Origin of the sequence: Rhizobium lentis, from assembly GCF_017352135.1 — a bacterium.
GTDB lineage: Bacteria > Pseudomonadota > Alphaproteobacteria > Rhizobiales > Rhizobiaceae > Rhizobium > Rhizobium lentis.
Genome location: NZ_CP071454.1, coordinates 1,775,652 through 1,786,064, shown reverse-complemented (window position 1 = coordinate 1,786,064; position 10,413 = coordinate 1,775,652). Strand labels below are relative to the sequence as shown.

Sequence of the window (10,413 nt, the reverse complement as noted above, 5' to 3'; positions counted from 1 at the left end):
CATGGTCACGTGAAGAATGGTTGACAGTAAGGCGTCAAAAAGATCATCAAACGCCATCATCATTCGGGCCTTGGAAACATGTCGGAAAACGCAGCGGGCGCAGTCATCGTCATCTCCAGCCATGTGGTGCGCGGCTCGGTCGGAAACCGGGCGGCCGTCTTTGCACTGGAAACGCTAGGTCATGCCGTCTGGGCGCTGCCGACCATCGTCTTGCCTTGGCATCCCGGCCATGGCCGTTCGACGCGACTGACATTTGCCGAGGCGGATTTCGATGCGGCGATCGACGATCTGATCCGTGCGCCCTGGATCGGCGAAGTCAGGGCGGTGCTTTCGGGCTATTTCGGCAATGCCGCCCAAGCGCGCTCCGTCGCCCGGCTGATCGCTGCGCTCCGGCAAAACAATCCCGACCTGCTTTATGTCTGCGATCCGGTCATGGGCGATCTCGGCGGCCTCTACGTGCCGGAAGCGACGGCCGAGGCCATTCGCGACCATCTCATTCCGCTCGCCTCGCTCGCGACGCCGAACCGGTACGAGCTCGCCTGGCTGTCGGGGGCAGCACTCGACGACAACAGCGCGATCATGGAGGCGGCGCTGGCGCTCGGGCCGTCGCGCATGCTCGTCACCTCGGCGGTGCCGATGATGGCAGGCGGGACCGGCAATCTCTATCTTTCCGGCCGTCACGCGCTTCTTGCCGAGCACCGCGTCGTTGAGAACCCGCCGAATGGTCTCGGCGACCTGCTCGCCGCCGTATTCCTGTCGCGCCTGCTGTCCGGCCTCGAGGACGAAAAGGCGTTGCAGCTTGCCACCGCCAGCGTATTCGAAGTGCTGGCGCGTGCCGTCAAGCGGGGCAGCAATGAGTTGATGCTGGCAAGCGACGCGTCCAGCCTTGCGACGCCGATGGCCATGGTGCAGATGCGCCGGCTCGTGCACCCGGCGCAGCGGCGGAAAAAATGACGCATTTGCCAATGGGCTCATTTGCGGTGCAGCAGTTGATCTTGTCTTCCGCGCGCGCTAATCCAAAAGCATGCAGCGTTTTCCAAACACCCTTCTCGACGGTTATCGCAACTTTATGAACGGGCGTTATGCCGACGCCCGCGACAGGTATCGCCAACTTGCCGAAAACGGTCAGAATCCGAGCACGCTGGTCATTGCCTGTTCGGATTCACGCGCGGCTCCCGAGCTGATCTTCGATGCCGGGCCGGGCGAGCTTTTCGTCATCCGCAATGTTGCCAATATGGTTCCGCCCTACGAGCCGGACGGCCATTTCCATTCGACGTCGGCCGCTCTTGAATTTGCCGTTCAGGCGCTGAAGGTCTCGGATATCGTCGTCATGGGTCATGGCCGCTGCGGCGGGATCCGTGCGGCGCTTGATCCGAATGCCGAGCCACTATCGCCCGGCGATTTCATTGGCCGGTGGATGTCGCTGGTCAAACCTGCAGCCGAGCAGATCCAGAGCAATGACGTCATGACGGCGGCCGAGCGGCAAACCGCGCTCGAGCGTGTCTCCATCCGCAACTCGATCGACAATCTCAGAAGCTTTCCCAATATCAAGGCGCTCGAAGACGCGGGAAATCTTCATCTTCATGGTGCCTGGTTCGACATTTCGACGGGTGAACTCTGGGTGATGGACGCCGACACCCGTGACTTCATTCGACCGGAGATCTAGGTCAGGCGGGTTTATCAGTTTTTTAAGAATTACTGCTAAGCTTGCATCAATTGGTTGCGCGACCGCTTTTGATCACGTGGCGATTGGCGATGAAGTTCGAAACCATCAAAAAGGTTATCCTGGCCGCCATCCTGCTGCCCTTTGTCTTCATGCTCATTGAAGGCGTCTTCGTCCTTCGTACTTCCATGCAGCGATACACGGATCTCGAGAAGGACCGGCAGTTCGCCGATGTGCTTGCGCGCGGCGGGTCCATCGCCGCCACGGAAATCCTAAGCGAAATCGAGGCCACGCGCCGCTATCTTGCGCATCCAGGCAGCGAGACTGTCGTCGATATGCAGCGAAGCCGGCTCACGCTCGATCGCGAACGTCGCGCCTTCTATGCCAGCCTGCCGCCTCGCGATACGCTCGATGAGGGACTTGCAGGTGAATTATCGGCTCTCAGCCTCGCCTACAGCCGCATCGTCGCCGCCCGAAGCGCCGTCGACCAGGGCCGTTATTCGGGCAGCAATCCCGGTTCCGCTTATTGGTATGCGGCCCTCAAGCAGCTTGCCGTCGTCGACGCGCTTTCGCCGCTGATCAGCGATCCCGTGCTGCTTGAGAAATCCAACCAGCTGATGGGCATCCTGCTGACCTACTACGGCGAAAGATTGATCACGGGAATTGGCACCCGTTACCTCGATCAAGGCGTTTCCGCCAGGTTTCCGATCGAACTGTTCATACAAGGCAAGACCATGCTCGGCGCCGGCATGGATCATATGGTCTTCCATTCCTCGGCGCCAATCGTGCGCGACATCGTCGCCTATCTTAATCGCAGCGAACAGGTGAAGGCGAACGCGATCACCGACGCCATTCTTGCCGGATGGCGGCCGTCACGCCCAATGCGCGACGTCTGGGCGGCTGCGCAGCGAGAGCGCATGGCCTTCCTGCAGCGGAAGATGGTGGAGGCTGCAAGCGATATTCACGAGACCGGCGAACAGTTCTCGACGCTTTCGCATCTGCACCTGACACGGATCCTGGCGCTGTGTGCGGGCCTACTGATTCTCGCCACGCTGGTGATGGTGCTGGCGGCAAGAGGTTTGCGCCTGATCGACCGGTTGTCTCAAGATCGAGAGAAGCTGGTGGGCGAGTTGCGCAACGCTGCGCAGACCGATCTTCTGACGGGGCTTTACAACAGGCGCGGCTTCGAGGTCGCCGCGTCGGCACTCCTCACCCAGGCCGAGCATGGATCGCGCTGGATTTCCGTCGTGCTCTTCGACCTCGACCATTTCAAGAAGATCAACGACGTTCACGGGCATGATGCCGGCGATGCCGTGCTTCGGCAGGTCGCGGCCGTCGCGCGTCAGAATTTCCGTTCCTTCGATCTCCTGGTGCGCCATGGCGGCGAGGAGTTCCTGGCGCTTCTGCCGGATTCGACGCCCGACGCCGCCGCAATCGTCGCCGAGCGTGTGCGGCAGGCGATCGAGGCGGCGGAAATCCCACTGCCTGGCGGTGACGTGCTTAAGGTGACGGCGAGTTTCGGATGCGCCGGCCGGGCAAATGCAGTTGCCAACCGGAACTTCGAGGATTTGGTCAAACGCGCTGACCTGGCGCTTTACGCCGCCAAGGCTTCCGGCCGCAACTGCGTCGTAGCAGGAGCGACCGTGCCGCCGCAGGAGGAGCGACGCAAGACGGCGTCCGGTGGTTTTGATTCCCGCATATGAAAAACGCCGCATTGAGAGCGGCGTTTCCGGATGTTCCTATCGATGAAGGCTTATCTGCCGCCGTCGATCTGCTGGCCGATATAAGCGATCGCCTGCTGATAGACGCTGGCGGCGTTCCAGCCCTGGATGGCAGCGAAATTCGGCTCTCCCGGCTGATAGCCCGCGCCCGCACGCCAGCCGTGGCCCCTGAGGAAATTGGCGGTCGAGGCCAGCGCATCGGCGCGCGAGCCAACCATGTCGACCCGGCCGTCGCCGTCGCCGTCGGCGCCGAAGCGTACGACGTTGCGCGGCAGAAACTGCGTCTGGCCGATTTCACCATGGGCCGCACCCTTGGCCTGTGGGCTCAGATAACCTTCGGAGACCAGCTGGAGCGCAGCATAGAGCTGGTCGGTAAAATATTCCGAACGGCGGCAGTCGTAAGCCAGTGTCGAAACAGCTGACAGTGTATGCTGATTACCCATATAGCTGCCAAAACCGGTCTCCATGCCCCAAATGGCAATCAACGGGCCGGCCGGAACACCGAAACGGCGCTCGATCGACGCAAACAGAGCCTGGTTGGCGGCCTTCATACTGCGGCCGCGGGAGATGATGGCGGCGCCTCCGCGCTTCTTCATGAAGGCGTCGAATGATAGCTTGAAGCTTTTCTGGCCACGGTCGGCGGCGATGGTCGGCTTGTTGTAGCTGACATTGGCAAAAGCGCGGTTGAGAACCGACTGGCTGACGCCGCTGGCGGCCGCCGTCTGCTTGAAATCGCTAACCCAGGCGTCGAAGCCGGCGCTGGTATTGCCACATTGCGGTCCTTGCGCAAACGCCGGTACCGCTTGGAGGACGCCCATTGCCGCAGCGGCCGCCAGAAACAACTTTGTCATGCGCATTGAGAAACCCCGCTCTCGATCTGCATAGTTTTTGGGCGGGCAAGAGAATGCCAGCCACTCGCGATTTTGTCACGATCATCTTTTAGCGAGCGCTTATACAGTGTGTTTGCCCCGGAAAAGCCCCGCTCACCGAGCAGGGCTTTAACATCTTATGGTTTACAATTGGTATCAGGCTGCCTGCTTGCGCGGCTTGACGAGGCCGCGATTGACGAGAAGCTCGGCGATCTGAATGGCGTTCAGTGCTGCGCCCTTGCGCAGGTTGTCGGAAACCACCCACATATTGAGGCCGTTTTCGACCGTCGCGTCCTCGCGGATGCGGGAGATGTAGGTCGCATCTTCGCCGGCGGATTCATATGGCGTGATGTAGCCGCCATTCTCGCGCTTGTCGATGACGAGGCAGCCGGGGGCGTCGCGCAGGATGTCGCGAGCCTGGTCAGCGGTGATCTCGTTTTCGAACTCGATGTTGACCGATTCCGAATGGCCGATGAAGACGGGCACACGCACCGCAGTGCAGGTCACCTTGATCTTCGGGTCGAGCATCTTCTTCGTTTCGGCCAGCACCTTCCACTCTTCCTTGGTGTAGCCGTCCTCCATGAAGCTGTCGATGTGCGGGATGACGTTGAAGGCGATACGCTTGGTGAACTTCTTGTTCTCGATCGGATCGGCGACGAAGACGGCGCGCGTCTGGTTGAAAAGTTCGTCCATGCCGTCCTTGCCGGCGCCGGAAACCGACTGATAGGTGGAGACGACGACGCGCTTGATCTTGGCGAAGTCGTGCAACGGCTTCAGCGCCACCACCAGCTGGGCGGTCGAGCAGTTCGGATTGGCAATGATGTTGCGCTTGGTGAACTGCGTGATCGCATCCGGGTTCACTTCCGGCACGATCAGCGGCACGTCGGCGTCGTAGCGCCAGGCTGAAGAATTGTCGATGACGACGCAGCCCTGCTGGCCGATTTTCGGCGAGAACTTCTTGGAGACCTCGCCGCCGGCCGACATCAGGCAGATATCGGTATCGGAGAAATCGTAATTTTCGAGATTGGAAACCTTCAGCGTCCGGTCACCGTAGGAAACTTCGGTGCCCTGCGAACGCGCGGAGGCGAGCGCCACGACCTCATCGGCGGGGAAGCCTCGTTCGGAGAGGATGTTGAGCATCTCCCGGCCGACATTTCCGGTCGCTCCCGCAACTGCTACTTTGAAACCCATTTTCTCAAGCTCTCTTTCTCTTCTCTCCTCTTGTCCGGTGAGGGGAAAGGCGCGACGGATCGCGTCTTCCTGTCCCCAGCCGAGCCGGGGAGAGAGCGGCAGGCCAGAGACGTCAGACGGTTTTCGTCGTCGTTTTGGCCTTGGTTTTGGAAGAAACCGGAACGGCAATATCCACCCCGGCAACCCGTGCCCGGTCATTGCATTCGGCAATGGCGTGTTCGTCGTGAACCATGGAGATTCCTTTTCCGTGGTTGCTCTTAAAAGGTTTTCCACAGGAGTCAAGGTTTTTGCGTGACGCGCCCGCAGGCGGGAACGGCTGCAATCCCGCAACGTTTTGTCATGCCGTTGTCATCCCCGGCAGGTATCCCGACCCGGCTGTCACTAGCTGCACGAAAACGAGGGTTTTCCATGCGTACGCTTCTCGCCGCCTTCGCGGCCACCACCATTCTCGCGGGCGCCGCTCAGGCGACGACGGTCTATCCGCTCGATCGCGCCACGATTCTCGTTGGCTCGCCGTTCGATTTCAAGGTTGAGCTCAACAAGCAGGTCAAGCCTGAAGACGTGAAGATCACCGTCAACGGCCAGGACTACAAGACCGTTCTCGGGGGCGAGGCGCAGTTCGTCGAGCTGGAAAAGGGCAAGGAAGACAAGGCGCTGGGTTCCGCTCTCCTGCTGCGCGGCCTGAAGATTTCCGCGCCCGGCGCCTATAAGGTTGAGGTCGCTACCGGCGACGAATCGACGTCCGTCACCTGGAACGTCTACGAAACCGCGGCCCAGCCCAAGGCGAAGAACATCATCTTCCTTTTGGGTGACGGGCTTTCCGTCGCGCATCGCACCGCCGCACGCATCATGTCCAAGGGCATGACCGAAGGCAAGGCCAATGGCCGCCTCAACATGGATGACCTCGATCATATGGCTTTCATCGGCACGTCGGCGACGAATGCCGTTGCCACCGACTCGGCCAACACGATGTCGGCCTTCATGACGGGCCACAAGACGGCCGTCAACGCGCTCGGCGTCTATGCGGACCGTACGCCGGCTCCGCTCGATGACCCGCGTGTCGAAACCCTTGGCGAAGCCGTTCGCCGTGCGACCAAGAAGTCGATCGGCATCGTCGCGACCTCCGAAGTCGAGGATGCGACGCCGGCTGCCGTCGTTTCCCACACCCGCAGCCGCAGCGACAAGGCCGACATTGTCGGCATGCTGCTCGAGGTCAAGCCGGAAGTTCTCCTCGGCGGCGGCTCGGCCTATTTCCTCGGCAAGGAAGTCGCCGGTTCGAAGCGCAAGGACAACCAGGACTACATCAAGCTGTTCCAGGCTGCCGGCTATAAGCTTGTGACCGATAAGAACGAGCTCGCAGCCAATGCATCGGCTGAAGGCAATCTTCTCGGTCTCTTCCACACCGGCAACATGGACGTCACGCTCGATCGCGAGTTCCTGAAGAAGGGCACGGTCGACAAGTTCCCGAACCAGCCGGGCCTCGTCGAGATGACCAAGGTCGCGCTCGACCGTCTCTCCAAGAATCCGGAAGGTTTCTTCCTGATGGTCGAAGGCTCCTCGATCGACAAGATGTCCCATCCGCTCGATTGGGATCGTGCGGTCATCGACACAATCGAATTCGACCAGGCGATCGGTGTCGCCCGCGAGTTCCAGAAGGCCCATCCCGATACGTTGATCGTCGTCGCTGGCGACCACACGCACGGCGTATCGATCATCGGCACCGTCGATGACGACAAGCCCGGCACGGAAATGCGCGAAAAGGTCGGCACCTATGCCGAAGCCGGCTTCCCGAATTACAAGGATGAAAACGGCGACGGTTATCCCGATAAGGTCGACGTCAGCCGCCGTCTGTTCCTGAGCGCCAACAACGGTCCTGACCACTACGAGACCTTCCGTCCGAAGCTCGACGGCCCGTTCGTTCCGGCCGTCCAGAACGAAAAGAAGGAATATGTCGCCAACGAGCAGTATAAGGATGTTCCCGGCGCCGTCTTCGTCCAGGGCAATCTTCCGAAGAGCAGCGAAAGCGGCGTCCACGCCGTCGACGACGTCGTCCTGCAGTCGGCCGGCCCGGGTTCGGAAGAGTTCCATGGCTACATGGAACAGAGCGACGTGTACCGCGTGCTCGCCGACACCTTTGCACTCGGCGCCAAGCAGACGAACTGATTTGCAGCCGATCCTGCAAGGCCGCTTGCCGGCCTTGCCTCTTTCGCCGATCATGGTCCCGGCCGATTACAGCGCCGCGCATCTTTCGGACGCGCAATAGGACGCTGTAACACTTTGAAGCTAGCATCGTGCTTTCCGAAAATCGTTTCGATTTTCAGGCCGATGCCAGAGGCCGGGATTTCTTTCCTGGAGGTCGCCATGGACATGTTCTCTTCGCTGCATCTCAGCCGCCGCCGGCTGATCGGCGCTGCCATTGCGGTTCCCTTCGCTGCATTTGCTGCCTGTACTGCGCACGCTGCCGATGCTTCGCTTTCCTTCGACGAGCTCTATGGCAAGTTCGGCGTGCTCGGCCTCGAATTCTCCGACAAGGTGAAACGTCTCGCCGGCCAGGGAATCAGCATGAAGGGCTTCATGGCGCCGCCGCTGAAGGCCGAAGCGCAGTTCTTCGTGCTCACCGAAGTGCCGATGTCGCTCTGCCCATTCTGCTCCTCGGATGCCGACTGGCCCGACAATATCGTCGTCGTCTATCTCTCGGAGAAGCAGACTTTCGTGCAGCCGCGCCAGACGATCGAAGTGCGCGGCACGCTGGAATACGGATCCTGGACCGATCCGGAAACCGGTTTCGTCAGCCTGTTGCGCATCCGCCAGGCCGAATATTTCGCCGTCTGAACAGATATGCTTGCTCTCGATATCGAAAACCTTGATGTCACCTTCCCCGGCCTCTCCTCGCCGGCGCTGGCGATCGACCGCCTGTCGATCGGCCCCGGCAGCAGGGTCGCCATTACAGGGGCGTCCGGCTCCGGCAAGAGCACCTTCGTCAATATGGTGACCGGGCTGGAGCGGCCGCGGCAGGGTCGCATCCGCTGGAACGGTGAGGATATAGCGGATTTTTCCGAAAGCCGGCGCGACCGGTTCCGCGCTGCCAATATCGGCCTGGTCATGCAGGAGTTTCACCTGTTCCCCGGCCTGTCGGCACTGGAAAACGTACTTCTGCCCGCGCGGCTTGCCGGTGCGGCAACGGCTGGCGTCATCGAGCGGGCGCACGGGCTTTTGAGTACGGTCGGCCTTTCCCGTCCCGGCCAGAGTATCGAAACCATGTCGCGCGGCGAAATGCAGCGCGTGGCGATCGCTCGCGCGCTGCTGCGCAAGCCTGGCGTCATCATCGCCGACGAGCCGACCGCAAGCCTCGATGCCGAGAGCGGCGAGGCCGTCGGCGATCTCATTCTCGATCTTGCCATTGCCGAGGGCAGCACGCTGATCGTCGTCTCGCACGATCAGCGTCTCGCCGGCCGCCTCGACCGACGCATCACCTTCGATTCCGGCCGGATCCGTGAAGATTCCGGCGCTGCGGCCGGGGAAGCTGCATGACCCGCTTCATTCTTGCCGATCTTCGCCGCCTATGGGCCGGGTCGCTGGTCGTCGTGCTCCTGGTGGCGCTTGCGACCGCGCTCAGCGTTTCCGTCATCCTGCAGGAGCGGGCGCTTCGCCTCGGCAGCGCGCGCGCTGCCGACAAATTCGACCTCGTCATCGGCGCCGGCGGCAGCGAGACGCAACTCGTCCTTTCCTCGGTCTTCCTGCACCCCTCGCCCCTGCCGCTGATGCCGGGCGAGGTGCTGGCAAGACTTGCCGCCGATCCACGCGTCGATTGGGCCGCGCCGATCGGCTTCGGCGATTCCTTCTCCGGCTATCCGATCGTCGGCACCACGGTCATGTTGGCGAACAAGCTGTCCGGCGGTTTCGCCGACGGACAGGTTTTCGCGCGCGAGGGAGAGGCGGTGATCGGCTCGGCGGTCAGGCTCTCGCTCGGCGACGAAATCAAGCCGATGCACGGGGTGGGCGAAGAAGGGGGCGAGACCCATACCGAACTCGTCTATCATGTCGCCGGCCGACTCCGGCCGACGGGTACCGGCTGGGACCGGGCGATTCTTGTTCCTATTCAGGCGGTCTGGCACATTCACGGACTGGAAGCGGAGGAGCATGCGGAAGGCGCCGAGGAGGCCGGACACGATCACGATCATTCCGGCGCCGATCACGACGCGCATGATCATCACGGGAAGCTCGATCCGGATGCCGCGCTGAACGAGACCTGGACCGCGGATGCGCCAGGCCTGCCGGCCATCCTCGTCAAACCGCAAACGATCGCCGACGCCTATAAGCTCCGACAGGACTATCGCGGCGGCAATACAATCGCCGTCTTTCCCGGCGAGGTGCTGACCAATCTTTACGCCACGCTCGGCGACGCCAAGCAAATCCTCGTTGCGGTCGCTTCCGGCGCCCAAGCTCTCGTCGCGGCCTCGCTGGTGCTGGTTACGGTCATCCATATCGGCCAGCGCCGCCGTCAGATCGGCGCGCTCAGGGCCTTTGGCGCCCCGCGCGGCGCGATCTTCGGCATCGTCTTCCTGGAGTTCTTCTTCCTGGTGGCCATCGGCATCGCGCTTGGATTTGCACTCGGCTATGGCGCGGCGCTGGCCTTGTCCGGCATGTTCTCCCAAGCCAGCGGCATCGCCATGCCGGTTGGCTTCGCCCGCGAGGATGCCGGGCTTGCGGGCGTGCTGCTTGCTTTTGCCGCCACTCTCGCCGCATTGCCGGCGGTGCTCGCTTACCGCCAATCGCCGGCGCAGGCGCTGAGGGCGTAGAGCCCTTCCGTCTCCAAAATCGCGTTGCTGGATGTGAGCTTTGATGAGGCGGAGCAATGGTCTGATGCCGGCGACGAAACGCGCTGCCATTAGACTAAAGTCATAATCCCAAAGCATCTCTCTTTGCGGGCCATGTTTTCTGGCACACTCTCGTCAGGCGTGTCGCGACC

Annotated in this window: 10 protein-coding genes; 7 read left to right on the top strand and 3 right to left on the bottom strand. The window is 61.6% G+C overall.

All coding sequences use genetic code 11. The annotated features are described in order from the left end of the window. Positions 1 to 78 precede the first annotated feature (78 nt). From pdxY to J0663_RS08535, 3 genes are all read left to right on the top strand, one after another. Positions 79 to 954, top strand: coding sequence for a pyridoxal kinase PdxY (gene pdxY, locus J0663_RS08545; RefSeq protein WP_207243982.1), 876 nt, complete (start codon positions 79 to 81; stop codon positions 952 to 954). A gap of 70 nt (positions 955 to 1,024) precedes the next feature. Beyond that, on the top strand, positions 1,025 to 1,666 hold the full coding sequence (locus J0663_RS08540; protein ID WP_207243981.1) for a carbonic anhydrase: 642 nt from the start codon (positions 1,025 to 1,027) through the stop codon (positions 1,664 to 1,666). A gap of 89 nt (positions 1,667 to 1,755) precedes the next feature. Then, complete coding sequence (locus J0663_RS08535; protein WP_207243980.1) at positions 1,756 to 3,366, top strand: GGDEF domain-containing protein; 1,611 nt, start codon at positions 1,756 to 1,758, stop codon at positions 3,364 to 3,366. A gap of 50 nt (positions 3,367 to 3,416) precedes the next feature. Here the strand turns inward: J0663_RS08535 and J0663_RS08530 are convergent, their stop codons facing one another. From J0663_RS08530 to J0663_RS08520, 3 genes are all read right to left on the bottom strand, one after another. Beyond that, positions 3,417 to 4,241, bottom strand: a complete 825-nt coding sequence (locus tag J0663_RS08530) for a lytic murein transglycosylase (RefSeq protein ID WP_207243979.1) — start codon at positions 4,239 to 4,241, stop codon at positions 3,417 to 3,419. A 168-nt stretch (positions 4,242 to 4,409) separates the two neighbouring features. Further along, the gene (locus J0663_RS08525; protein WP_008528643.1) at positions 4,410 to 5,444 is read right to left on the bottom strand and encodes an aspartate-semialdehyde dehydrogenase; all 1,035 of its coding nucleotides are present in this window, start codon (positions 5,442 to 5,444) and stop codon (positions 4,410 to 4,412) included. 112 nt (positions 5,445 to 5,556) lie between these two features. Further along, on the bottom strand, positions 5,557 to 5,766 hold the full coding sequence (locus J0663_RS08520; protein ID WP_207243978.1) for a hypothetical protein: 210 nt from the start codon (positions 5,764 to 5,766) through the stop codon (positions 5,557 to 5,559). An 86-nt stretch (positions 5,767 to 5,852) separates the two neighbouring features. Here J0663_RS08520 and J0663_RS08515 point away from each other — a divergent pair, with 86 nt between their 5' ends. From J0663_RS08515 to J0663_RS08500, 4 genes are all read left to right on the top strand, one after another. Continuing rightward, complete coding sequence (locus J0663_RS08515) at positions 5,853 to 7,607, top strand: alkaline phosphatase (protein ID WP_207243977.1); 1,755 nt, start codon at positions 5,853 to 5,855, stop codon at positions 7,605 to 7,607. Between the two features lie 198 nt (positions 7,608 to 7,805). Then, a complete protein-coding gene (locus tag J0663_RS08510; RefSeq protein WP_207243976.1) occupies positions 7,806 to 8,276 on the top strand; it encodes a hypothetical protein in 471 nt (156 codons plus the stop codon). Between the two features lie 6 nt (positions 8,277 to 8,282). Next, positions 8,283 to 8,975 carry an ABC transporter ATP-binding protein gene (locus tag J0663_RS08505; protein ID WP_207243975.1) on the top strand — a complete coding sequence of 231 codons (693 nt, stop codon included), beginning with the start codon at positions 8,283 to 8,285 and terminating at the stop codon, positions 8,973 to 8,975. Continuing rightward, on the top strand, positions 8,972 to 10,243 hold the full coding sequence (locus tag J0663_RS08500) for an ABC transporter permease (RefSeq protein ID WP_207243974.1): 1,272 nt from the start codon (positions 8,972 to 8,974) through the stop codon (positions 10,241 to 10,243). Before J0663_RS08505 ends, J0663_RS08500 begins: the two co-directional genes overlap by 4 nt. The last annotated feature ends 170 nt before the right edge of the window (positions 10,244 to 10,413 follow it).

Bases quoted from the DNA above. Each gene is read 5' to 3' on its own strand.
- pdxY (WP_207243982.1), top strand. From the start codon at position 79: ATGTCGGAAAACGCAGCGGGCGCAGTCATCGTCATCTCCAGCCATGTG.
- J0663_RS08540 (WP_207243981.1), top strand. From the start codon at position 1,025: ATGCAGCGTTTTCCAAACACCCTTCTCGACGGTTATCGCAACTTTATG.
- J0663_RS08535 (WP_207243980.1), top strand. From the start codon at position 1,756: ATGAAGTTCGAAACCATCAAAAAGGTTATCCTGGCCGCCATCCTGCTG.
- J0663_RS08530 (WP_207243979.1), bottom strand. From the start codon at position 4,241: ATGCGCATGACAAAGTTGTTTCTGGCGGCCGCTGCGGCAATGGGCGTC.
- J0663_RS08525 (WP_008528643.1), bottom strand. From the start codon at position 5,444: ATGGGTTTCAAAGTAGCAGTTGCGGGAGCGACCGGAAATGTCGGCCGG.
- J0663_RS08515 (WP_207243977.1), top strand. From the start codon at position 5,853: ATGCGTACGCTTCTCGCCGCCTTCGCGGCCACCACCATTCTCGCGGGC.
- J0663_RS08510 (WP_207243976.1), top strand. From the start codon at position 7,806: ATGGACATGTTCTCTTCGCTGCATCTCAGCCGCCGCCGGCTGATCGGC.
- J0663_RS08505 (WP_207243975.1), top strand. From the start codon at position 8,283: ATGCTTGCTCTCGATATCGAAAACCTTGATGTCACCTTCCCCGGCCTC.
- J0663_RS08500 (WP_207243974.1), top strand. From the start codon at position 8,972: ATGACCCGCTTCATTCTTGCCGATCTTCGCCGCCTATGGGCCGGGTCG.